The sequence below is a fragment of the Pseudomonas sp. CK-NBRI-02 genome (genome assembly GCF_008124495.1).
Taxonomy (GTDB): domain Bacteria; phylum Pseudomonadota; class Gammaproteobacteria; order Pseudomonadales; family Pseudomonadaceae; genus Aquipseudomonas; species Aquipseudomonas guariconensis.
The window spans coordinates 1-23,335 of the sequence record NZ_VSJH01000017.1 but is presented as its reverse complement, the minus strand read 5'-3'; the positions used below and the strand labels follow the sequence as shown (position 1 = coordinate 23,335).

Genomic DNA, 23,335 nt, shown 5'->3' with positions numbered 1-23,335 from the left:
CGCAGCTGTGGCTATGCCGTAAAAAAGGTGACTAACCGCGGCACCACTGCGAAGGGTCGGTGGGGCGACCCTGCTGGCGAATGGCGAAATACAGGCCCGAGCTGTCCTGTCCACCGCTGTCGCCAACGGTGGAGATGGCCTCTCCGGCCTTGACGATGTCGCCGGCGCGCTTGAGCAGGCTCTGGTTGTGGCCGTACAGGCTCAGGTAACCATTACCATGGTCGAGAATGACCAGAAGTCCAGCGCCACGCAACCAGTCGGCGAACACCACGCGCCCGCCGTGTACGGCGCGCACCTGGGTGCCCGGGTTGGCGCCGATCATCACACCGTCCCACTTGGCCCGGTCATCGCCACCGCGTGCATCGCCGAAGCGTGCCAGCAATCGACCATTGACCGGCCAGGGAAGTTTTCCGCGGGCAGCAGAAAAAGCGCCGCCGTAGCTTGCGCCTTCGCTGGAAACGAGGGGGCCGAGGGTGGTGCGGGTTTTTTTCGGGGCTTCTTCTTCGTTGGCGGCAAGGGCCTGCTGCTGGCGGCGCTGCTCTTCGGCCTGCTGCTGGGCCAGCAAGGCTTTCTTGCGGGCTTCTTCGGCTTCGCGGGCCTGGCGGGCGAGGGTTTCCTCGATGGTCTTGAGGACCTTGGTCAGCTCGGCCTGATCCTGCTGGCGGGACTGCAGTTTCTGGTCGCGAGCCTGCATGTCGGTGTTGAGCTTGGCCAGGACTTGCCGGCGTTCGTTGCGCACGGCCTCAAGTTCCTGGCGGCGGCTGTCGAGGTTGCCACGCTGGGCCAGCAATTGCGCCTGTTGGCGGCTGATGTCCTGCTCGACGTTGGCCAGCTGGCGCAGGGTCTCGTTGAAGGTGCGCAGTTGTTCGAGGCGCGCCTTGCTCAGGTAGTCGTAATAGGTGAGGGTGCGGGCGAATTTCTCGGGATTCTGCTGGTTGAGCAGCAGCTTGAGGTATTCCTCGCGGCCGCTCTGGTAGGCGGAGCGGGCCTGGATGGCGATCAGTCGCTGTTGTTCAACGCGGGCGCTCTGGAGTTTTTTTTTCTCGGTATCAAGGCGCTCCAGCTCGCCCTCGGTCTTTTTTAGTTCTTGTTGCAGAGCCTCCACCTGCTTTTCCAGGTCGCCGATTTCGGTCTCGGTGGACTTGAGGTCTTTTTGCACGCCGGACTTTTCCTCCTGGAGCTTGCCCAGCATCTTCTTCAGCTCGGCGATGTCCTGGCGGGTGGCTTCCAGTTGTTGCTGGGTCTGCGCGCGCTCGTCGGCAAAGGCCGGGCTGAGCAGGCAGGACAGGGCGAGTAGGATCAGGGCGCGAAGCATGGAGTTGGGCGTACCAGGGATGGAGACTGGCCTAGTATGCCCGCCTGGGCCTGCAAAAAAAACGTCTCGCAGTGTCAGCGGTCAGCTTCAAGCTGCAAGTGTCAAGAAACAGCGAGCGCTGGCCCGCTTTTTATTGCCACTTGCAGCGTGTGCTTCGCGACGTGTGGATCAGTCGTCGACGAGGATCGACGTACCGGTCATTTCGGCAGGCTTTTCCAGGCCCAGCAGCTTGAGCATGGTTGGCGCCACGTCCGCCAGCACGCCGCCTTCGCGAACCTTGAGGTTGCGCTTGCCGACATAGATGAACGGCACAGGCTCGGTGGTATGGGCGGTGTGCGCTTGGCCCGTGCAGGCGTCTTCCATCTGCTCGACGTTGCCATGGTCGGCGGTGATCAGCGCTTCGCCGCCCACCTTGTCCAGTGCCTGGACGATGCGTCCGACGCAGCCGTCCAGCGCCTCGACCGCCTTGACCGCGGCTTCGAACACACCGGTGTGGCCGACCATGTCGCCGTTGGCGTAGTTGACCACGATCACGTCGTAGCGCTGCTGCTCGATGGCCTCGACGATACGATCGGTGACTTCCGGTGCGCTCATTTCCGGCTGCAGGTCGTAGGTGGCGACCTTCGGCGATGGGATCAGGATGCGCTCCTCGCCTTCGAACGGCTCCTCACGACCACCCGAGAAGAAGAAGGTGACGTGGGCGTACTTCTCGGTCTCGGCGATGCGCAGCTGGGTCTTGCCCTTCTTGGCCAGGTATTCGCCGAGTACATTGTCCAGGCTGGCTGGAGCGAATGCGGCCGGGGCCGGGATCTTGGCCGAGTATTGGGTCAGGCCAATATAGGCGGCCAGCTTGGGCAGACGGGCGCGAGGGAACTCGTTGAAGTCTGCCTCGACGAATGCGCGGGACAGCTCGCGGGCACGGTCGGCACGGAAGTTCATGAAGATGACGGCGTCGCCGTCCTCGACCTTGACGGCTTCTCCGATGCGGGTGGCCTTGACGAACTCGTCGCTTTCATCACGGGCGTAGGCCGCTTCCAGGCCGGCCAGGGCCGATGGCGCGGTGTAGTCGGCGACGCTGTCGACAATCAGGTTGTAGGCGGCGCTGACACGGTCCCAGCGGTTGTCGCGGTCCATGGCGTAGTAGCGGCCGATGAGGCTGGCGATGCGGCCCTTGCCCAGTTTGGCGAAGGTGGCATCGAGCAGTTCGATGGACGACTGCGCGCTGCGCGGTGGAGTATCGCGGCCATCGAGGAAGGCATGCAGGTAAATCTTGTCGGCGCCACGCTGTGCGGCCAGTTCGGCCATCGCGATGAGGTGATCCTGGTGGCTGTGTACGCCACCGTCGGACAGCAGGCCGAGAATATGCACGGCCTTGCCGGCGCCCACGGCCTTGTCCACCGCGCCGGTGAGCACCGGGTTGCTGAAGAACTCGCCATCGCGGATGGCCTTGGTGACCCGGGTGAAGTCCTGGTACACCACTCGCCCGGCACCGAGGTTCATGTGACCGACCTCGGAGTTGCCCATCTGGCCGTCGGGCAGGCCGACATCCATGCCGGAACCGGAGATCAACCCGTTGGGCTGGCTGGCGCGCAGGCGATCGTAGACCGGTGTATTGGCGGCGAAGATGGCGTTGTATTCGGGGCTTTCGCTATGCCCGAAACCATCGAGGATAATCAGGACCAAGGGTTTTGGCGTGTTCGTCATCAATCCTACTCACGGTTGCAAGATGATAAAGACACGCATTTTAGGGCAAATCGGCCAGCGGCGGCCAATTTCCTCCAAATGAACGGGCAGTGCCCGACAGGCTGTCGATACGAGGGATTTTCCAGTGGGGCCGCCGGGCTTTGGCGGGCCTGGGGGGCTGTGTATACTGGCCGGCATTTTCAATCGCGTGGAACACCCTCAGATGGTTGCTAACCTGATTCAATTTGCGACAAACCACTACATCCTGGTGGCGATCTTCGTTGTTCTGCTGGTCCTGCTGCTCATCAACGAAATCCGCCGTGGTGGCCAGAGTCTGAGCAACGGCCAGCTGACCGCGCTGGTCAACGCCGACAAAGGCGTGGTGATCGACATCCGTCCGAGCAAGGAATACTCGTCGGGCCATATCGTCGGCGCCCTGAACATCCCGCAGGACAAACTGGTCAACCGTATGGCCGAGCTGGACAAGCACAAGGGCAAGACCCTGATCGTCGTGGACAGCATGGGCCAGCAGTCCGGCACCATCTGCCGCGAGCTGCTCAAGGCTGGTTACACTGCCGCCAAGCTCAGCGGTGGCGTTTCCAGCTGGAAAGCCGATAACCTGCCCCTGGTGAAGTGATCATGAAGCCTGTCATCGTCTACTCCAGCGACTATTGCCCCTATTGCATGCGTGCCAAGTACCTGCTCGAGAGCAAGGGCGTGGCCTTCGAGGAAATCAAGGTCGACGGCAAGCCGCAAGTGCGCGCCGAGATGAGCCAGAAGGCGGGCCGCACCTCGGTACCGCAGATCTGGATCGGCACCACCCACGTTGGCGGATGCGATGACCTCTATGCATTGGAGCGGGCGGGCAAACTCGATGCCCTGCTCGAGGCTTGAATCACAGCTCTTACATAACCATTAGGAAAAGATCTGCCATGACTGACCAGCAGAACAACGGCGCCGCCGACGACAATTCCCCGCAATTCTCCCTGCAGCGCATCTACGTGCGCGACCTGTCCTTCGAGGCGCCGAAGAGCCCGCAGATCTTCCGTCAGCAGTGGGAACCGAGCGTCTCGCTGGACCTCAACACCCGCCAGAAAGCCCTGGAAAGCGATTTCCACGAAGTGGTGCTGACCCTGTCCGTGACCGTCAAGAACGGTGAAGAAGTGGCCTTCATCGCCGAAGTGCAGCAGGCCGGTATCTTCCTGATCAAGAACCTCGACGCGGCCTCCATGAGCCATACCCTTGGTGCGTTCTGCCCGAACATTCTGTTCCCGTATGCCCGCGAGACCCTGGACAGCCTGGTGACCCGTGGTTCGTTCCCGGCGCTGATGCTCTCCCCGGTCAACTTCGACGCCTTGTACGCGCAGGAAATGCAGCGCATGCAGGAAGCCGGCGAAGCGCCGACCATGCAGTAATCGCTGTAAAAAAAAGCAAAGGGCGACTTCGGTCGCCCTTTTTTGTCGGTGAGTTCCCGGTTCGCGGGTTTGCCCCCGAACAGGCTGGGCATCAACTGCCGGCAAAGCCCTGCTGGCGCCACGCCTCGTAGACGGTTACCGCCACGGTGTTGGACAGGTTCAGGCTGCGGCAGCCGGGCCGCATGGGCAGGCGCAGGCGCTGCTGCGCAGGCAGGCTGTCCAGCACCTCGGTGGGCAAGCCCCGGCTCTCGGGGCCGAACAGGAAGGCATCGCCCGGCTGGTAATCGACCTCGTGGAAGGCATGCGAGCCTTTGGTGGTAAAGGCGAACAGTCGCGGCTGGCCGAGGCTCTCCAGGCAGTCAGCCAGGCTCTGGTAGCGCTTGAGCGTGGCATACTCGTGGTAATCCAACCCTGCCCGGCGCAAGCGCTTGTCGTCCAGCTCGAAGCCCAGCGGCTCGATCAGGTGCAGGGCGCAGCCGCTGTTGGCGCAGAGGCGGATAATGTTGCCGGTATTCGGCGGAATCTCTGGTTGAAAGAGGATGACGTGAAACATGCACGGCTCCAGGCGTGAAGATGACGAGCATTCTACCCTTGAACCCGACCTGCGTTCGAAGGCTTGGCCACGTGTGCTGTTGTCCCTGGCAATCGTCGGCATGATGGTGGGGTTGATGATCGGACGCCTGACTGCGCCCCAAGAGCGGGTGCTCGAACAGGTGGAAGTGGTGCAGGACGGCCTGGATTTGTGGTTCAACGACGAGCCCAAGCTGCACGGTGAAACGGTGCAGGGCACGGTGGCTGTTGTGTTCCAGGCCGAGGGCCAGCCCCAGCGAGGCCAGTTGCAAGTGCAAGGAAAGCCGGCTGGCTGGCGGTTACAGAACAGCGAGGAAGGTTTGTTGCTGACGGTAGTCGCCGCGCGCCCTCTGCACGGCGAGTGGAGCGGTGCACAGGACGCTGGGCGCTGGCGGGTGCAGGTGAGGCTGCACGAATAAAAGAGGGGATATCCCGGCCTGCCTGTACCGAGGTCCCCGAAACTGGAGATATCTGTCTTATTGCAGATGCCGTGCCAGTTTCTGAACCTACAGAAACGCTGGGTATTGAGCGGTTTTGGCGGGGTTTTTCGAGATTTTGTGCCTCGGTGCGGTGCAGAAGGCACAGGATCGGTGCAGATGGAGCCTTTGGGGCTGCTGGGGGCCGCGGTGCGGCCCCACAATAAATGGCGGATTCAGCGAGGATCAATGATCGTCGCCATCTTCCTCATCCCCGCCGTCGACGCGCATTCCCAGCTCCTTGATCTTGCGTGTCAGGGTATTGCGTCCCCAGCCCAGCAGTACGGCGGCATCCCGGCGGCGGCCTGCGGTGTGCTTGAGGGCGGTCTCGATCATGATGCGCTCGAAGCTGGGCACGGCGCTGTCGAGCAGGTTCGACTGGCCGCGGGCCAGGGCCTGGTCGGCCCACTGGCGCAGGGCCTGCTCCCAGTTGGTGACCGGTGCCGAGTCCTGCGGCAGGTTGAGCAACTCCGGCGGCAGGTCGCCGATCAGCACTTCGCGGCTGGAGGCCATGACGGTGATCCAGCGGCAGGTGTTCTCCAATTGGCGGACGTTGCCCGGCCAGGGCAGATTGCGCATGAACTCTTCGGTTTCCGGCTTGAGCAGCTTGGGCTCGACGGCCAGTTCCTTGGCGGCGCGGCCAAGGAAGTGCCGCGCCAGGGCAGGGATGTCCTCGCGCCGATCGGCCAGGCGCGGAATATGGATACGGATCACGTTCAGGCGGTGGAACAAGTCTTCGCGAAACTTGCCGGCCTGCACCAGCGACTCCAGGTTCTGGTGGGTCGCGGCGATGATGCGCACGTCCACCTTGACCGGCACATGACCACCCACCCGATAGAACTCGCCGTCGGCCAGGACCCGCAGTAGGCGGGTCTGGGTGTCGGCGGGCATGTCGCCGATCTCGTCGAGAAACAACGTACCGCCATCGGCCTGCTCGAAGCGGCCGCGGCGCAGGTTGGCGGCCCCGGTGAAGGCGCCTTTCTCGTGGCCGAACAGTTCGGATTCCATCAAGTCCTTCGGGATTGCCGCCATGTTCAGGGCAATGAAGGGTGATGCCGCCCGCGGACTGTGGCGGTGCAGGGCGTGGGCGACCAACTCCTTGCCGGTACCGGACTCGCCGTTGATCAGTACCGTGATGTTGGAATGGCTGAGGCGACCGATCGCGCGGAACACCTCCTGCATCGCCGGCGCCTCGCCGATGATTTCCGGCGTGCGGGCCAGGCTTGTCGGCACATCGAGTGCCTGTTGCTCCTGGGCATGCTGATTGGCGCGCTTGACCAGCGAGACTGCATCGTCCACGTCGAACGGCTTGGGCAGGTATTCAAAGGCGCCACCTTGATAGGAGGCGACGGCGCTGTCCAGGTCCGAATGGGCGGTCATGATAATGACCGGCAGGCGCGGGTGTTGCTCGCGGATCTGTGCAAGCAGGTCCAGGCCGCTGGTGCCGGGCATGCGGATGTCGGAGATGATCACGTCCGGTTGCTGGCGGGCCAGGCGGCCCATGACGCCGTCGGCGCTGTCGAAGCTCTGGGTGGTCATGCCTTCTTGCTGCAGGGCTTTTTCCAGTACCCAGCGGATGGAGCGATCATCATCGACGATCCAGACGGTTTCACTTCGGCTCATGAGGCGGTGGCTCCTTGTTCCAGGGGCAGGTAGATCGAGAAGGTGGTGTGGCCGGGGTGGCTGTCACATTCGATCAAGCCCTGGTGCTGGCTGATGATGTTCTGAGTGATGGCCAGGCCAAGCCCGGTGCCGTCCGGGCGGCCGCTGACCATGGGGTAGAAGAGGGTGTCCTGCAGTTGCGCGGGGATGCCCGGGCCGTTGTCGGTGATCTCGACCCGCGCGACCAACCGATGGCGCACATGGCCAATGGTGAACTGGCGCACCGCGCGGCTGCGCAGGGTGATGCGGCCCAGGCGCAGGTCGTTCTGGCTGGCGATCGCCTGCATGGCGTTGCGCACGATGTTGAGCACTGCCTGGATCATCTGTTCGCGGTCGACCAGCACATCCGGCAGGCTCGGGTCGTAGTCGCGCACCAGCGTGATGCCGCCCTGGCTTTCGGCTTCCACCAGGCTGCAGACCCGCTCCAGCACTTCGTGGATGTTGGTCATGGCCAAAGATGGCAGTTTGTTGGAGCCGAGCATGCGGTCGACGAGGTTTCGCAGGCGGTCGGCCTCCTCGATGATCACATTGGTGTAGTCGCGAAGGTCGTCATGCGGCAGCTCCCGGGCCAGCAGTTGCGCCGCCCCGCGGATGCCGCCGAGGGGGTTCTTGATCTCGTGAGCCAGGCCGCGTACGAGCAGCTTGGTGGTTTCCTGCTTGCTCAGCTGGGCTTCTTCTTTGGTGATGCGCAGCAGGCGGTCCCGGGGATGGACCTCCAGCAGCAGCAGGGTCTGGCCCTGGTGCAGGATCGGCGTCACGGCGTAGTCGACGGTGATGCTCTGGCCGGTCAGCGAGGTCAGTTGCGCTTCGCGCTTGGTGAACGGGTGCGCCTGCTCCACGGCCAGGCGCAGAGAGTTGAGCGCTTCGGCCGACTCGGTGAACAGCTCGCTGATGAATTGCCCGTGACTGCGCTGACCACTGACCGCTAGCAGCATTTCGGCGGCAGGGTTCATGTACTCCAGGCGCAACTCGGCATTGAGCAGGAGCGTGGCGGTGGTCAAGTTGTCGAGGAGCAGTCGGTGCTGTGCATCGCTGATGGTCATAAGGCGTCGTCGACCTCTTTTGGCGCTTGCCAGGCACTGTTTTGGAAGGGCCGGGCGCGGGATGGATCCGCGGGTGCGATTCCGTCCTTTACAAAATGCAAGAAACAAACCAAAGCTCTGAAAAGATGCGGCATTTACCGATAAAGGCCTGAATTTGCGCAAATCCGGACCAGAAACTCTGGGTGAAGCGTTTCATTTGAACCAGATTGGGGAACAGTCTGCGGTTAGGCGCACTGGCGTGCACCAAGATAGAGCATAGCGTGGTGGGGAAGGTTTCTGCGTGGGCAGAAACGAAAACGGCCTCCCGAGGGAGGCCGTTTTTGATCATGTCATCGGCGCGAGGCGCCGATCAGATCAGCAGCTGTAGTACAGCTCGTATTCCAGCGGGTGAACGAAGGTACGGACCTTGATCTCTTCCTCGCTCTTCAGCTCGATGAAGGCATCGATGAAGTCGTCGGAGAACACGCCGCCCTTGGTCAGGAACGCACGACCTTTGTCCAGCTCTTCCAGGGCTTCTTTCAGGCTGCCGCAAACCTGCGGGATGTCCTTGGCCTCTTCAGGCGGCAGGTCGTACAGGTTCTTGTCGGCAGCATCGCCTGGGTGGATCTTGTTCTGGATACCGTCCAGGCCGGCCATCAGCAGGGCTGCGAAGGCCAGGTACGGGTTGGCCGATGGGTCCGGGAAGCGCGCTTCGATACGGCGGGCTTTAGGGCTGCCGACGTAAGGAATACGGATCGAGGCGGAACGGTTGCGAGCCGAGTAGGCCAGCATGACCGGGGCTTCGAAACCTGGGACCAGACGCTTGTAGGAGTTGGTCGATGGGTTGGTGAAGCCGTTCAGGGCCTTACCGTGCTTGATGATGCCGCCGATGAAGTACAGGGCGGTGTCGGACAGGCCGGCATAACCTTCGCCGGCGAAGGTGTTCTTGCCGTCTTTCCAGATCGACATGTGCACGTGCATGCCCGAGCCGTTGTCGCCGTACAGTGGTTTCGGCATGAAGGTGGCGGTGCGGCCGTAGGCATCGGCAACGTTGTGCACGACGTACTTCAGGGCCTGTACTTCGTCAGCCTTCTTAACCAGGGTGTTGAACTTGACGCCGATTTCGTTCTGGCCGGCAGTCGCCACTTCGTGGTGGTGAACTTCGACGGTCTGACCCATTTCTTCCAGTGCGTTGCACATGGCAGTACGGATTTCGTGGTCGTGGTCGAACGGTGGGACCGGGAAGTAGCCGCCTTTGACGCCTGGACGGTGGCCTTTGTTGCCGCCTTCCACGTCGGCGTCGGTCATCCACGAGCCTTGCTCGGAGAAGATCTTGAACATCGAGCCGGAGATGTCCGATTTGAACTTCACTTCGTCGAAGATGAAGAACTCAGGCTCCGGACCGGCGAAGACGGTGTCACCGATGCCGGTGCTCTTGAGGTACTCTTCGGCGCGCTTGGCGATCGCACGTGGGTCGCGGTCGTAGCCCTGCATGCTCGAAGGATCGACGATGTCGCAGGTCAGGATCAGGGTCGGCTCTTCGGTGAACGGGTCCAGTACGGCGGTTTCATCGACCGGCATCAGGATCATGTCGGAGGCTTCGATGCCTTTCCAGCCAGCGATGGAGGAACCGTCGAACATCTTGCCGACTTCGAAGAAGTCGTCTTCCAGCGCATCGCGCGCCGGCATGGTCACGTGATGCTGAGTGCCTTTGGTGTCCGTGAAACGCAGATCAATCCACTTGACGTCATGATCTTTGATGAGTTGAACCGACTTCGACATAGTGTCCTCCGGATGGTCTAGGGCGCGGTGGGCCGCTGCCCTGGAAAAAGGGTGTCGCCGGGCGCGGATAGTCGGCCAAGCTTGCCTGCCTCACAAGGGAGCAAATTGCATGCCAGTGCCCGAAAATGGCGAAGGCGGGACAAAAGGGGGCGGTTACAGGCAATTGGGGCCCCCGGTGCGGCGAGAAATGCACTCTTGCGAGGCGTGCTTTTAAGTGCGCGCACCAAATGTGTGCATTCTTTGGGTGGCGTGTTTCCCTTGAGGTCCGTTCGCGACTAAAAGCGCTCCTGCAAGGGGCGCACACCGGCTGCAATTCATGCTGACCCTGGCGGCAGGGGCATTACCCCAAAAGGGGCAGCACAGGCAGCGCAAAATGCGCCTTCGGCAATATCTGGAAGCTTCTGATCAAAAGTTGCTCAAAGCTTGAGCAATTTCCGCTATAATTCGCGCCCCTCATTTTCGGCAGGCCCGGTGCGCGCTGTTAAACCAATGAAACTTATCGTCAAAGTCTTCCCAGAGATCACCATCAAAAGCCGGCCGGTGCGCAAGCGTTTCATCCGCCAGCTCGGCAAGAACATCCGCGTCGTGCTCAAGGATCTGGATCCTGAGCTCGCGGTCGATGGCGTCTGGGACAATCTCGAGGTGGTCACCCGCGTCGAGGACGAAAAGATCCAGCGCGAGATGATCGAACGCCTGACCTGCACGCCGGGCATCACCCACTTCCTGCAGGTGGAGGAGTATCCGCTGGGCGACTTCGACGACATCGTCGCCAAGTGCAAGCACCACTTCGGCCACCTGCTGGCCGGCAAGCGCTTCGCCGTACGCTGCAAGCGCGGTGGTCACCACGACTTCACCTCCATGGATGTCGACCGTTATGTCGGCAGCCAACTGCGCCAGCAGTGCGGCGCCACCGGCATCGACCTCAAGACCCCGGAAGTCCTGGTGCGCATCGAGATCCGCGATCAGCGCCTGTACGTGATCCATAACCAGCATCAGGGCATCGGCGGCTATCCGCTGGGCGCCTTGGAGCAGACCCTGGTGCTGATGTCCGGTGGCTTCGACTCCACCGTCGCGGCCTACCAGATGATGCGCCGTGGCCTGATGACCCACTTCTGCTTCTTCAACCTTGGCGGCCGCGCCCACGAGCTCGGCGTGATGGAAGTCGCCCACTACCTGTGGAAGAAGTTTGGCAGCAGCCAGCGCGTACTGTTCATCAGCGTGCCGTTCGAAGAAGTGGTCGGCGAGATCCTGAACAAGGTCGACAACAGCTACATGGGCGTGACCCTTAAGCGCATGATGCTGCGCGCCGCCGCACGCATGGCCGACCGCCTGGAAATCGAGGCGCTGGTCACCGGCGAGGCGATCTCCCAGGTTTCCAGCCAGACCCTGCCGAACCTGTCGATCATCGACTCGGCTACCGACAAGCTGGTGCTGCGCCCGCTGCTCGCCAGCCACAAGCAGGACATCATCGACACCGCTTATCAGATCGGCACCGCCGAGTTCGCCAAGCACATGCCTGAATACTGCGGCGTGATTTCGGTGAACCCGACCACCCATGCCAAGCGCCACCGCATGGAGCACGAAGAGAAGCAATTCGACATGGCGGTGCTCGAGCGAGCCCTGGAGCGCGCCAAGTTCATCTCGATCGACCACGTCATCGACGAGCTGGGCAAGGACATCGAGATCGAGGAAGTGGCCGAGGCCTTGCCAGGCCAGATCGTTCTCGACATTCGTCATCCCGATGCCCAGGAAGACGAACCCCTGGTGATCGACGGCGTCGAAGTCCAGGCCATGCCGTTCTACGCGATCAACAGCAAGTTCAAGCATCTGGATGCCAACCGCCAGTACCTGCTGTATTGCGACAAGGGTGTGATGAGCCGTCTGCACGCACACCACCTGCTCAGTGAGGGACATGCCAATGTGCGTGTTTATCGTCCGGCATAAGACGCCAGGGCTGTATGGCGGCAGCATCCGCCATCGCCCTCCCGACCATCGGGCCCGCTGAGCCTCAAACCGTACATATTCGCCGCCTACACTGGCGGCAACCGAATCCTCTGATCGAGATACAGTTGTGATCGAAAATCTGCGTAACATCGCCATCATCGCCCACGTTGACCATGGCAAAACCACCCTGGTCGACAAACTCCTGCGCCAGTCGGGCACCTTGGAGCGTAACGAGCTCAACGACGAGCGCGTGATGGACTCCAACGACCAGGAAAAAGAGCGCGGCATTACCATCCTGGCGAAGAACACCGCCATCCGCTGGAACGACTACCGCATCAACATCGTCGACACCCCCGGCCACGCCGACTTCGGTGGCGAGGTCGAGCGCGTGATGTCGATGGTCGACTCCGTGCTGCTGCTGGTCGACGCCCAGGACGGCCCGATGCCGCAAACCCGCTTCGTGACCAAGAAAGCGTTCGAAGCCGGCCTGAAGCCGATCGTCGTGATCAACAAGGTTGACCGTCCGGGCGCGCGTCCTGACTGGGTTCTGGACCAGATCTTCGATCTGTTCGACAACCTTGGCGCCACCGACGACCAGCTGGACTTCCAGGTGGTCTACGCCTCGGCCCTGAACGGCATTGCCGGCCTGGACCACACCAACATGGCCGAAGACATGACCCCGCTGTACCAGGCCATCGTCGACCACGTGCCGGCACCGACCGTCGACGTCGACGGCCCGTTCCAGATGCAGATCTCCGCACTGGACTACAACAGCTTCCTGGGCGTTATCGGCGTTGGTCGTATCGCCCGTGGCCGCATCAAGCCGAACACCCCGGTCGTCGCCATCGACACCGAAGGCAAGAAGCGCAACGGTCGTATCCTCAAGCTGATGGGTCACCACGGTCTGCACCGCGTTGACGTCGAAGAAGCCACCGCCGGCGACATCGTCTGCATCAGCGGTTTCGACGAGCTGTTCATCTCCGACACCCTGTGCGACATGAACCACGTCGAAGCGATGAAGCCGCTGACCGTCGACGAGCCGACCGTTTCGATGACCTTCCAGGTCAACGACTCGCCGTTCTGCGGCAAGGAAGGCAAGTTCGTCACCAGCCGTAACATCAAAGAGCGTCTGGACAAAGAGCTGCTGTACAACGTTGCCCTGCGCGTTGAAGAAGGCGACTCGGCCGACAAGTTCAAGGTTTCCGGTCGTGGTGAGCTGCACCTGTCGGTTCTGATCGAAACCATGCGTCGCGAAGGCTTCGAAATGGCCGTAGGCCGTCCTGAAGTGATCATCCGCGAAGTCAACGGCGTCAAGCAGGAGCCGTTCGAGAACGTCACCATCGACATCCCTGAAGAATCCCAGGGCAAGGTCATGGAAGAAATGGGTCTGCGTAAGGGCGACCTGACCAACATGGCGCCAGATGGCAAAGGCCGTGTGCGTCTGGAGTACAACGTTCCGGCCCGTGGCCTGATCGGTTTCCGTAACCAGTTCCTGACCCTGACCAACGGTGCAGGCATCCTGACCTCGATCTTCGATCGTTACGACACCATGAAGCCAGGCACCATGTCGGGCCGTCTGAACGGTGTTCTGGTTTCGATCGAGACCGGCAAGGCCCTGACTTACTCGCTGGAAACCCTGCAGGCTCGCGGCAAGCTGTTCATCGAGCACGGCCAGGACATCTACAACGGTCAGATCATCGGCCTGAACAGCCGTGACAACGACCTGGGCGTGAACCCGACCAAAGGCAAGAAGCTCGACAACATGCGTGCTTCGGGCAAGGACGAAGTCATCGCTCTGGTTCCGCCGGTTCGCCACACCCTCGAACAGGCCCTGGAATTCATCCAGGACGACGAGCTGTGCGAAGTCACGCCGAAGTCGATCCGTCTGCGCAAGAAGATCCTCGACGAAGGCGAGCGTACCCGCGCTGCCAAGAAAGCCAAGGCTTGATGTACTAGCCTGAGCTGAACGAAAACGCCCCCGGTCGAAAGGCCGGGGGCGTTTTTGTTTGTCTTATGTTCTGGTATCGCCCTGGCTGTCGGAAACCGCGCCCACAGGGATCCCAGTGACCGCTGTGGGGGGGTGAGCCGCGAACAGGTCGTTACAGGCAAGCGATCAGCGGGTGGTCGCCTTGGGCTTGTAGGCGCAATACCCGGGGCGTGGCCCGATTTTCGGGTGATTGCGGCAGGTGTCCGGGCGCTTGTCGTAGATGGTGCACAGCCGGCTCTTGCGATCCAGGTACAGGCAGTCGTCGTTGCTCATCCGGGTCAGGGTGAAGATCCCCGACTTCTGGTTGAAGCGCTCGATGATGCCGTCCTTTTGCAGGCGCTTGGCGATGTTCTTCGGGGGTTCGTCCTTTTCGAACTCGTCCACCACGCCGATGCGGATCAGGTCCTTGATCTTGACCTCCACCGGCAGGGTGCAGCAGGTCGAGTGGCAGCCCCCGCACATATGGCTGGCATAGCGTTGCCAGGTTTCCAGGCGGTCGACTTCGGCGGCGGCGATCAGGGTCGGTTTCATCGTTGTGTGGGCGTATCACAGTTGGGGCGCGCGATAATACCGGAGTTGTTCAAATTGTGAACAACCTTTCGCCCGAATCGCCGAGTGGATGTGAAAACCGCGAACCCACGCTGTCGCTCTGTGTCGAAGCGTCTAGGCTGAACAACCTGTGCTTTCGTCAAACTTGCCCGAGGATGCCGCATGTCCCAGGAACCCAAAGCGCGTGATGCAGAAGTGGCTGAGTTCCGCGCCGCTGTACTGGCCAAGCTGACCTACGCGGTCGGCAAGGATCCGGAGCATGCCTTCGATCACGATTGGTTCGAAGCCATTGCCCTGGCTGCCCGCGACCACATGGTCGATCATTGGATGGACCACACCCGCCAGGCGTATCGACGCAGCCAGAAGCGGGTCTATTACCTCTCGCTGGAATTTCTCATCGGCCGGCTGCTCTACGACAGCCTGAGCAACCTCGGACTGCTGGACATCGCCCGCGAGGCCCTCGAAGGCCTGGACGTAGACCTCGAACGCATCCGCCTGCTCGAGCCGGATGCTGCGCTGGGCAATGGCGGCCTGGGGCGGCTGGCGGCCTGCTTCATGGAGAGCATGTCGACCTTGGGGATTGCCGCCCATGGCTACGGTATCCGCTACGAGCATGGTCTGTTCCGCCAGGCCATGGTCGATGGCTGGCAGCAGGAGCAGACCGAGAACTGGCTGGATTTCGGCAACCCTTGGGAGTTCGAGCGGGCCGAGGTGATCTACCCGATCAGCTTCGGCGGCAGCGTCGAGACGGTGCAGGACACCCACGGCCAACCGCGTCAGGTCTGGTGGCCGGGCGAGACGGTGCGGGCGGTGGCCTACGACACGCCGGTGGTCGGCTGGCGCGGGGCGAGCGTCAACACGCTGCGCTTGTGGCGCGCCCGGGCACTCGAAGAGCTGCACTTGGAGCGCTTCAATGCCGGGGACCATTTGGGCGCTGTGGCCGAGGTGGCACGGGCCGAGAGTATCTCGCGGGTGCTGTACCCGGCCGACAGCACCGAGGCGGGCCAGGAACTTCGCCTGCGCCAGGAGTACTTCTTCGTGTCGGCCTCCCTGCAGGACCTGTTGCGCCGCCACTTGAACATGCATGACAACCTGCTCAACCTGCCGGACGCGGCGGCCATTCAGCTCAACGACACGCACCCATCCATAGCTGTGGCCGAGTTGATGCGCCTGTTGGTGGATCAGCACGAGATCCCCTGGGATACCGCCTGGGAGCTGACCGTCAACACCCTGGCCTACACCAACCACACCTTGCTGCCCGAAGCCCTGGAAACCTGGCCGGTGGCGTTGATGGAGCGCATGCTGCCACGGCACATGCAGATCATCTATCTGATCAACGCCTACCACATCGATGCGCTGCGGGCCAAAGGCCTGCATGACTTCGACGTGCTGCGGGCGGTGTCGCTGATCGAAGAGGACAACGGCCGTCGGGTGCGCATGGGCAACCTGGCCTTCCTCGGCTCACACAGCGTCAACGGCGTGTCGGCCCTGCACAGCCGGCTGATGCGCAGTACGGTGTTCGCCGAGCTGCACAAGCTCTACCCGCAACGGATCAACAACAAGACCAACGGCATCACCTTCCGACGCTGGCTGTACCAGGCCAACCCGCAGCTCACCGCGATGCTGGTCGACGCGCTGGGCCCGGAGGTGCTGGACGACCCGGAAAGCAGGCTCAAGGCGTTGGTGCCGTTTGCCGAGAAGGCGACCTTCCGCAAACAGTTCGCCGCCCAGCGCCTGCACAGCAAGCGGGCGCTGGCCAGCATCATCCAGGATCGGGTCGGGGTCACGGTCGACCCGCAGGCGCTGTTCGACGTGCAGGTCAAGCGCATCCACGAGTACAAGCGCCAATTGCTCAACCTGCTGCACACCGTGGCCCTGTACCAGGCCATGCGCGCCGAGCCCGGGACCGACTGGGTGCCGCGGGTGAAGATCTTTGCGGGCAAGGCTGCGGCCAGCTATCACCAAGCCAAGCTGATCATCAAGCTGGCCAACGACATCGCCCGGGTGGTCAACAACGACCCGACCGTGCGCGGCCTGCTCAAGGTGGTATTCCTGCCCAACTACAACGTGAGCCTGGCCGAGAGCATCATTCCGGCAGCCGATCTTTCCGAGCAGATCTCCACGGCCGGCTATGAGGCTTCCGGCACCAGCAACATGAAGTTCGCCCTCAACGGCGCGCTGACCATCGGCACCCTCGACGGCGCCAACGTGGAGATGTGCGAGCAAGTGGGAGGCGAGAACATGTTCATCTTCGGCCTGACCGCCCAGCAGGTGGAGGAACGGCGGCGCTCCGGTGACTTTGGTGCCGGCGCTGCGGTCTCGGCGTCCAGCCGCCTGGCCGATGTGCTGCAAGCGATCCGCAGCGGGGTGTTCTCGCCGGATGATCCGGCGCGATACACCGGGCTTGTGGACGCGCTGGTGGCCTACGACCGTTTCCTGGTGTGCGCCGATTTCGATGCGTACTGGGACGCCCAGCGGCGGGTCGAGGCGTTGTGGCATGCGCCGCAGGACTGGTGGCGCATGGCGGTGCTCAACACGGCGCGCATGGGCTGGTTCTCCTCGGACCGGACCATTCGCGAATATGCCAGCGAGATCTGGAAGGCATTGGACTGAGGTGTCGCCATTCGCGGGTAGACCGCCTCCACGGGTGCATCGCAGGCCTGGGGGGAATGCGGTCCTTTGGGAACCGGCCCGCCCGCGAATGGACCCTAACGCCGACCACCGGCCTGGCAAGGGCTGAACTACCCACCTATTGTGCCGTCTGAGAGCCGTGGCGAGTCTCATCGCTCGCTAGCCCGCAACTCTCCCTGTAAACTGCGGGGGTTTTTCTCCCCCTTTCCATTTCGGAGCCATACATGTCCCGCGTTACCCTGAGTCGCTATCTGATTGAGCAGACCCGCAGCAACAATACCCCTGCCGATCTGCGCTTCCTGATCGAAGTGGTGGCGCGTGCGTGCAAGGAAATCAGCCACCACGTTTCCAAGGGCGCCCTGGGCGGTGTCCTGGGCAGCATGGGCACCGAAAACGTGCAGGGCGAAGTGCAGAAGAAGCTGGACGTCATCTCCAACGACATCCTGCTCGAAGCCAACGAATGGGGTGGCCACCTGGCCGGCATGGCCTCCGAGGAAATGGACAACGCCTACCAGATTCCGGGCAAATATCCCAAAGGCGCCTACCTGCTGGTCTTCGACCCGCTCGACGGCTCGTCGAACATCGATGTCAACGTTTCGGTCGGCACCATCTTCTCGGTACTGCGTTGCCCCAACGAATACCTGAGCCAGAACGAAACCCTCAACGAAAAAGCCTTCCTGCAGCCCGGCACCCAGCAGGTCGCCGCCGGTTACGCCATCTACGGCCCGCAAACCATGCTGATCCTGACCCTGGGCAATGGCGTCAAGGGCTTCACCCTGGATCGTGAACTGGGCAGCTTCGTCCTGACCCACGAAAACATCCGCGTACCGGAAACCACCGCCGAGTTCGCCATCAACATGTCCAACCAGCGTCACTGGGAAGCTCCGGTCCAGCGCTACGTGGGCGAGCTGCTGGCCGGTGAGACCGGTCCGCTGAAAAAGAACTACAACATGCGCTGGATCGCTTCGATGGTGGCCGATGTGCACCGGATCCTGACCCGTGGCGGCCTGTTCATGTACCCACGCGATGCCCGCGAGCCGAGCAAGCCGGGCAAGCTGCGCCTGATGTACGAGGCCAACCCGATGTCGTTCATCATCGAGCAGGCTGGCGGCGCGTCCACCAACGGTTACGATCGCATCCTCGACATCCAGCCAGAGAGCCTGCACCAGCGTGTGTCGGTGATCCTCGGCTCGAAGGAAGAGGTCGAGCGCGTCACCGCCTACCACAAGGAGTAAGTCATGCTCGCACCTTGGCAGCCGTTACTGGAATGGTGGTTCGGATGGGGTAGTAGCCCCCAGGCCGTGGCTGACGAGAAGAGCTCGCTGTGGTTCGGCAAGCACCATGACGATGAAGCCCGTGAGTATTTCGGCGAGCTGGTCGAGCATGCCCTGGCCGGCGGCTTGGACGAGTGGCAGCAAAGCCCCCAGGGTTGGCTAGGCCTGCTCCTGCTGCTCGATCAGCTGCCGCGCATGATCTACCGTGACACGCCGCGCGCCTTCGATGGCGACCGTCGTGCCCAGGTGATCGCCATGCAGGGCCTGCAGAAGGGCTGGGACTACCAGCTGCTGCCGATCCAGCGTGTGTTCGTGCTGCTGGTGCTGGAGCATGCCGAGGTGCTGGACTGGCAAAACCTGTGTGTCGAGCGCTACCAGATGCTGCTCGACGAGCAGCCCGAGGCCAATGCCCGGTTGTTCGAGGGTTTCCTCGATTATGCCGAGCAGCATCAACGGGTGATCGCTCGCTTCGGCCGCTTCCCACACCGCAACCTGGTGCTGGGCCGACCGAGCACCAGCGAAGAAATTGACTTTCTGCTGGAGCCGGGTTCGCGTTTCTGAGCATTTGAATCGATTGCGGGGCAGTTCGCTCCCACGCTTGTCGTGGACGTGAACTGCCCCGCAATCGTTTCCGCTGTGATCAGCGTCTCACGGCGCGCGCCAGCCGACCAATGGCGTAGGGTGAAAACCAAGGGACTAGGGAACCGAGGCGGCTTTTTGTCTTCTAAGCTGTCTGCAGGCCACCATGCCTGTGCCTTCATCTCCAGGAGTGTCCCTTCATGTCGTTGCGTTCCCTCGCCCTGTTGTCCTTGTGCGTCGTCCTGACCGCTTGCAGCAAGATCAACCAGGAAAACTATTCCAAGCTCAAGACGGGCATGAGCAAGGCTGAAGTGGAGCAACTGCTCGGCACCCCGGCTGAGTGTTCGGGCGCGCTGGGCATGAGCAGCTGTACCTGGGGGGACGAAAAGAGCTTCATCAGCGTGCAGTATGCGGCGGACAAAGTCCTTATCTATTCCGGGCAGGGTCTCAAATGAAGCGTTTGCACCTGCTGTTGGCGTTCTGCGCGGTAGTCGTCCTGGGTGGCTGCGCCACTTCGGCGACCGATCCTCTGGTACCCAAGACTGCCGGAAACATCGACCTCAAGCGCTATGAAGGCAAGTGGTTCGAGCTGGCACGCTTGCCGATGCTGTTCCAGCGTGACTGCGCCCAGTCCGAAGCCCACTACAACCTGCGGCCCGATGGCACGATGGGTGTGCTCAATCGCTGCCGCATGTTCGATGGCGAATGGCTGCGCGCCGAAGGTTCGGCCTGGCCGCAGGAGCCGGGGCACAATGACCGGCTGTGGGTAGAGTTCAACAATTGGTTCACGAAGCTGGTGCCGGGCGTGGCCAAGGGCGAGTACTGGGTGTTGTATGTGGACGAGCGCTACCGCACGGCGATTGTCGGCAGCCCGGACCGCAAGTACCTATGGCTGCTCTCGCGAACCCAGACCCTGCCGGCGGTGGAGCGCGAAAGCCTGCTGGCCAAGGCGCGTCAGCAAGGCTATGACACTACCCGCCTGATCTGGCGTGCCTCGGACAAGCAGATCGTCGCTTCGCACTAATTCAGGCAGGTTGAACGCAATCGCGGCGGTCCGGCATAACGGGCCGCCGCGATTGCGTTTGGGCAGGTGACGGATCAGTCCAGCAACTGACGCAGTACCTCCATGAACGCTCGAGCGCTCGTTTGCTCCTGCGCGTGGCGGCCCTGGCGCACAACCCATTGCCCATTGACCATCACGTCGCGCACCTGGCGATCGCCCCCGGCGAACAGCCAGCGATTGAGGATCCCATCACCGCTGGCTGTGGCGAGGTAGGGGTCCTGTCCATCCAGCACCAGCCAATCGGCGCGTTTGCCGACAGCCAGCTCGCCGACAGCCTGGCCCATCGCTTGGGCGCCGCCGACCAAGGCTGCGTCGTACAAGGTACGACCGACCATTGGCTGGTCGCCGCGATACAGCCGGTTGCGGCGCTGGTCACGCAGGCGCTGGCCGTATTCCAGCCAGCGCAATTCCTCCACGACGCTGAGTGACACATGGCTGTCCGAGCCGATGCCCATGCGCCCACCTTGGGCCATGAAGTCGACGGCGGGGAAGATGCCGTCGCCCAGGTTGGCTTCGGTGGTCAGGCACAGGCCGGCCACGGCATGGCTGCGGGCCATTGCGCTGACCTCGTCGGCCTCGGCGTGAGTGGCATGGACCAGGCACCAGCGCGCGTCTACCTCGACATTCTCATAGAGCCACTGCAAGGGACGGCGACCACTCCAGGCCAGGCAATCGTCGACTTCCTTCTGTTGCTCGGCGATATGGATGTGCACGGGGCACGCCTGGTCGCCGGCAGCCAGCACTTCGGCGATCTGCTGCGGCGTGACTGCGCGCAGGGAGTGGAAGCACAAACCCAGGCGCTGGGCTGGCTGGGCCGCCAGGTGCGGGGCGAGGCGCTCCTGCAGACGCAGGTACTGCTCGCTGGAGTTGATGAAGCGGCGCTGGCCCTCGCTCGGCGCCTGACCGCCGAAGCCTGCGTGGCTGTAGAGCACGGGCAGCAGGGTCAGGCCGATACCCGTGTCGGCGGCGGCGGCGCTGATACGCAGCGACAGCTCGCCCGGGTCGGCGTAGGCGTGGCCGTTGTGGTCGTGGTGGACGTAGTGGAACTCGGCGACCGAGGTGTAACCGGCCTTGAGCATCTCGATGTACAGCTGGCGGGCGATGACCTGCACTTGCTCGGGGGTAATGCGCCCGACCAGACGGTACATCAGGTCGCGCCATGTCCAGAAACTGTCGTTAGGGTTGCCAGCCACTTCCGCCAGGCCTGCCATCGCACGTTGGAAGGCGTGGGAGTGCAGGTTCGGCATGCCCGGCAGCACCGGACCACCCAGGCGCTCGGCGCCTTCGGCCGAGGCGTCGGCCTCGACATGGGTCAAGCGGCCATCCTCGGCAACTTCCAGGCGGACATTGCTGGCCCATCCAGTAGGCAGCAGGGCGCGTTCGGCGAAAAAGGCAGGCATCGGGGAAAATCCTGTTATTGTTTAACTTGTATATACATATACAGGCGTTTGCCTGCCGGGTAAACTGCGGCAAGCTACCGCTCAATCAAATTGCACAAGGATTCAACGCCGTGCCGACACCTCCTGTCTCCGCGCTGGTTGCCCAGATGGGCGAAGGGCCGGCGCCGCTCTACGCCCGGGTCAAGCAGATGATCGTCCAGCAGATCGAAAACGGCAGCTGGCCGCCGCATCACCGGGTACCGTCCGAGAGCGAGCTGGTCAGCCAACTGGGCTTCAGTCGCATGACCATCAACCGTGCCCTGCGAGAGCTCACCGCAGAAGGGCTGCTGGTGCGCATGCAGGGCGTGGGCACGTTCGTCGCCGAGCCCAAGACCCGTTCGGCGCTGTTCGAGGTCAACAACATCGCTGACGAGATCGCCGGCCGTGGCCATCAGCATAGCTGCCAGGTCATCCGTCTCGCCGAGGAGACCGCCGGTTCCGAGCGCGCCCTGGCCTTGGACATGCGCGAAGGCCAGCGGGTGTTCCATTCGCTGATCGTGCACTACGAGAACGGCGTGCCGGTGCAGATCGAAGATCGCTACGTCAATGCCCAGATCGCGCCGGACTACCTCAAGCAGGACTTCACCCAGCAAACGCCCTATGCGTACCTTTCGCAGGTCGCGCCACTGACCGAGGGCGAGCACGTGGTGGAGGCGATCCTCGCCGAACCCGAGGAATGCCGATTGCTGCAAATCGAGCAAGGTGAGCCTTGCTTGCTGATTCGCCGCCGCACTTGGTCCGGTCGCCAGCCGGTGACTGCGGCGCGGCTGATCCACCCCGGTTCCCGTCATCGCCTCGAAGGACGATTCAGTAAATGACTCATTTGCAGTTGCTGCGTGCCAAAGATTACCCGCGCATGCCTTGGAAGAACGGTGGCGGTTTCACCGAAGAGATCACCCGCGACGCCGGCGAAGGCCTGGATGGCTTCGGCTGGCGCCTGTCGATCGCCGACATCGAGGAGTCTGGTGGATTTTCCACCTTCGCTGGCTATCAGCGGATCATCACCGTGCTGCAAGGCGATGGCATGCGTTTGCTGGTCGATGGCCAGGCCAGCCGGCCGCTGCTGCCGTTCGACGCCTTTGCTTTCAATGGCGAAAGCCAGGTCAGTTGCAAGCTGCTCGGTGGCGCGATCCGCGATTTCAACCTGATCTACGCGCCGCAACGCTACCGCGCGCGGTTGCAGTGGTTCGACGGCACCAGCCGGATATTCAGCTCGGCCTCGACGGTATTGCTGTTCGCCGCCAGCGGGCAGGTAGAGGTGTCGGCATCGGGACAGGCCAAGCAGCAGCTCGGTTTGTATGACTGTCTGCACCTGGAAGGCAATGACGGATTGCTCGGGTTGGATGTGCAAGGGCGGTTCTGCCTGATCGAATTGATGCCGCGGTAAACCCGGCATTGTGAAAGGGGCTGCTGCGCGGCCTGATCGCGGGTTTTCCTGCGGTTGGGTCGCGCAGCGGCCCTTTTTGTTTTTCGGCTTCCCGAGGAACGGTACGAAAAATTTGGTTGTCCATGCTTGTACATACAAGTAAAGGTGTGTTTGTATATTCACATCGACACACCGCCGTCGACCTGACCGCAGAGGACATTCCCGTGACCGACAACAACAAATACCGTGACGTAGAAATCCGCGCCCCGCGTGGCAACAAGCTGACCGCCAAGAGCTGGCTGACCGAAGCGCCGCTGCGCATGTTGATGAACAACCTCGACCCTCAGGTCGCCGAGAATCCGAAGGAGCTGGTGGTCTACGGCGGTATCGGCCGTGCCGCACGTAACTGGGAGTGCTACGACAAGATCGTCGAGACCCTGACCCGCCTGGAAGACGACGAGACCCTGCTGGTCCAGTCCGGCAAGCCGGTCGGTGTCTTCAAGACCCACGCCAATGCCCCGCGCGTGCTGATCGCCAACTCCAACCTGGTGCCACACTGGGCCAACTGGGAACACTTC

General features: G+C 62.3%; 21 protein-coding genes and 1 pseudogene. 14 read left to right on the top strand and 8 right to left on the bottom strand.

Annotated elements, in window-relative coordinates; translation table 11 throughout:
• Window positions 1-31: 31 nt before the first annotated feature.
• A complete protein-coding gene (locus DQ397_RS13475) occupies window positions 32-1,315 on the bottom strand; it encodes a murein hydrolase activator EnvC (protein WP_090343308.1) in 1,284 nt (427 codons plus the stop codon).
• Between the two features lie 168 nt (window positions 1,316-1,483).
• Entirely contained in the window at window positions 1,484-3,019 is a 1,536-nt protein-coding gene (gene gpmI / locus DQ397_RS13470; RefSeq protein WP_043212538.1) for a 2,3-bisphosphoglycerate-independent phosphoglycerate mutase, read from the bottom strand.
• Window positions 3,020-3,221: 202 nt separating this feature from the next.
• Here gpmI and DQ397_RS13465 point away from each other — a divergent pair, with 202 nt between their 5' ends.
• Genes DQ397_RS13465 through secB form a run of 3 tightly spaced genes read left to right on the top strand, consistent with a single transcriptional unit; the run spans window position 3,222 to window position 4,413 of the window.
• Window positions 3,222-3,635 carry a rhodanese-like domain-containing protein gene (locus tag DQ397_RS13465; RefSeq protein WP_043212541.1) on the top strand — a complete coding sequence of 138 codons (414 nt, stop codon included), beginning with the start codon at window positions 3,222-3,224 and terminating at the stop codon, window positions 3,633-3,635.
• A gap of 2 nt (window positions 3,636-3,637) precedes the next feature.
• Complete coding sequence (grxC, locus tag DQ397_RS13460; RefSeq protein ID WP_043212544.1) at window positions 3,638-3,892, top strand: glutaredoxin 3; 255 nt, start codon at window positions 3,638-3,640, stop codon at window positions 3,890-3,892.
• Between the two features lie 38 nt (window positions 3,893-3,930).
• Window positions 3,931-4,413 carry a protein-export chaperone SecB gene (gene secB / locus DQ397_RS13455; RefSeq protein ID WP_043212546.1) on the top strand — a complete coding sequence of 161 codons (483 nt, stop codon included), beginning with the start codon at window positions 3,931-3,933 and terminating at the stop codon, window positions 4,411-4,413.
• 91 nt (window positions 4,414-4,504) lie between these two features.
• Here the strand turns inward: secB and trmL are convergent, their stop codons facing one another.
• The gene (trmL, locus tag DQ397_RS13450; protein ID WP_043212548.1) at window positions 4,505-4,966 is read right to left on the bottom strand and encodes a tRNA (uridine(34)/cytosine(34)/5-carboxymethylaminomethyluridine(34)-2'-O)-methyltransferase TrmL; all 462 of its coding nucleotides are present in this window, start codon (window positions 4,964-4,966) and stop codon (window positions 4,505-4,507) included.
• Here trmL and DQ397_RS13445 point away from each other — a divergent pair.
• Window positions 4,965-5,402 (top strand): hypothetical protein, encoded by a 438-nt coding sequence (locus DQ397_RS13445; RefSeq protein ID WP_043212550.1) that lies wholly within the window; start codon window positions 4,965-4,967, stop codon window positions 5,400-5,402. The genes trmL and DQ397_RS13445 overlap by 2 nt on opposite strands.
• A 243-nt stretch (window positions 5,403-5,645) precedes the next feature.
• Here the strand turns inward: DQ397_RS13445 and ntrC are convergent, their stop codons facing one another.
• The 3 genes from ntrC to glnA form a co-directional block, all read right to left on the bottom strand.
• The gene (gene ntrC, locus DQ397_RS13440) at window positions 5,646-7,082 is read right to left on the bottom strand and encodes a nitrogen regulation protein NR(I) (RefSeq protein WP_043212552.1); all 1,437 of its coding nucleotides are present in this window, start codon (window positions 7,080-7,082) and stop codon (window positions 5,646-5,648) included.
• On the bottom strand, window positions 7,079-8,164 hold the full coding sequence (gene glnL / locus DQ397_RS13435; RefSeq protein WP_043212554.1) for a nitrogen regulation protein NR(II): 1,086 nt from the start codon (window positions 8,162-8,164) through the stop codon (window positions 7,079-7,081). Before glnL ends, ntrC begins: the two co-directional genes overlap by 4 nt.
• A gap of 354 nt (window positions 8,165-8,518) precedes the next feature.
• Window positions 8,519-9,925 carry a type I glutamate--ammonia ligase gene (gene glnA / locus DQ397_RS13430; protein ID WP_043212556.1) on the bottom strand — a complete coding sequence of 469 codons (1,407 nt, stop codon included), beginning with the start codon at window positions 9,923-9,925 and terminating at the stop codon, window positions 8,519-8,521.
• 489 nt (window positions 9,926-10,414) lie between these two features.
• Between glnA and thiI the strand changes: the two genes are divergently transcribed.
• Complete coding sequence (gene thiI, locus DQ397_RS13425; RefSeq protein ID WP_043212559.1) at window positions 10,415-11,869, top strand: tRNA uracil 4-sulfurtransferase ThiI; 1,455 nt, start codon at window positions 10,415-10,417, stop codon at window positions 11,867-11,869.
• 127 nt (window positions 11,870-11,996) lie between these two features.
• The gene (gene typA / locus DQ397_RS13420; RefSeq protein WP_043212561.1) at window positions 11,997-13,817 is read left to right on the top strand and encodes a translational GTPase TypA; all 1,821 of its coding nucleotides are present in this window, start codon (window positions 11,997-11,999) and stop codon (window positions 13,815-13,817) included.
• Window positions 13,818-13,982: 165 nt separating this feature from the next.
• Here the strand turns inward: typA and DQ397_RS13415 are convergent, their stop codons facing one another.
• A complete protein-coding gene (locus DQ397_RS13415) occupies window positions 13,983-14,387 on the bottom strand; it encodes a YkgJ family cysteine cluster protein (RefSeq protein WP_043212564.1) in 405 nt (134 codons plus the stop codon).
• Between the two features lie 180 nt (window positions 14,388-14,567).
• Between DQ397_RS13415 and DQ397_RS13410 the strand changes: the two genes are divergently transcribed.
• The 5 genes from DQ397_RS13410 to DQ397_RS13390 all read left to right on the top strand — a co-directional run bounded on the left by DQ397_RS13410 (window position 14,568) and on the right by DQ397_RS13390 (window position 19,913).
• Window positions 14,568-17,018 carry a glycogen/starch/alpha-glucan phosphorylase gene (locus DQ397_RS13410; RefSeq protein ID WP_043212566.1) on the top strand — a complete coding sequence of 817 codons (2,451 nt, stop codon included), beginning with the start codon at window positions 14,568-14,570 and terminating at the stop codon, window positions 17,016-17,018.
• Between the two features lie 242 nt (window positions 17,019-17,260).
• A complete protein-coding gene (locus tag DQ397_RS13405; protein WP_013974568.1) occupies window positions 17,261-18,271 on the top strand; it encodes a class 1 fructose-bisphosphatase in 1,011 nt (336 codons plus the stop codon).
• Window positions 18,272-18,274: 3 nt separating this feature from the next.
• Entirely contained in the window at window positions 18,275-18,871 is a 597-nt protein-coding gene (locus DQ397_RS13400) for a DUF924 family protein (RefSeq protein ID WP_043212570.1), read from the top strand.
• 218 nt (window positions 18,872-19,089) lie between these two features.
• A complete protein-coding gene (gene bamE, locus DQ397_RS13395) occupies window positions 19,090-19,344 on the top strand; it encodes an outer membrane protein assembly factor BamE (RefSeq protein ID WP_043212571.1) in 255 nt (84 codons plus the stop codon).
• Window positions 19,341-19,913 (top strand): lipocalin family protein, encoded by a 573-nt coding sequence (locus tag DQ397_RS13390; protein WP_043212575.1) that lies wholly within the window; start codon window positions 19,341-19,343, stop codon window positions 19,911-19,913. The genes bamE and DQ397_RS13390 overlap by 4 nt, the downstream gene beginning before the upstream one ends.
• A gap of 74 nt (window positions 19,914-19,987) precedes the next feature.
• Here DQ397_RS13390 and DQ397_RS13385 read toward each other — a convergent pair whose 3' ends face one another.
• Window positions 19,988-21,352, bottom strand: coding sequence for a formimidoylglutamate deiminase (locus DQ397_RS13385; protein WP_043212578.1), 1,365 nt, complete (start codon window positions 21,350-21,352; stop codon window positions 19,988-19,990).
• Between the two features lie 146 nt (window positions 21,353-21,498).
• Between DQ397_RS13385 and hutC the strand changes: the two genes are divergently transcribed.
• The 3 genes and pseudogenes from hutC to DQ397_RS13370 all read left to right on the top strand — a co-directional run.
• Entirely contained in the window at window positions 21,499-22,209 is a 711-nt protein-coding gene (gene hutC, locus DQ397_RS13380; RefSeq protein WP_177343683.1) for a histidine utilization repressor, read from the top strand.
• Window positions 22,206-22,778, top strand: a complete 573-nt coding sequence (locus DQ397_RS13375; RefSeq protein WP_043212582.1) for a HutD family protein — start codon at window positions 22,206-22,208, stop codon at window positions 22,776-22,778. Before hutC ends, DQ397_RS13375 begins: the two co-directional genes overlap by 4 nt.
• A 203-nt stretch (window positions 22,779-22,981) precedes the next feature.
• Window positions 22,982-23,335, top strand: a pseudogene (locus DQ397_RS13370) (urocanate hydratase); the annotation flags it as partial.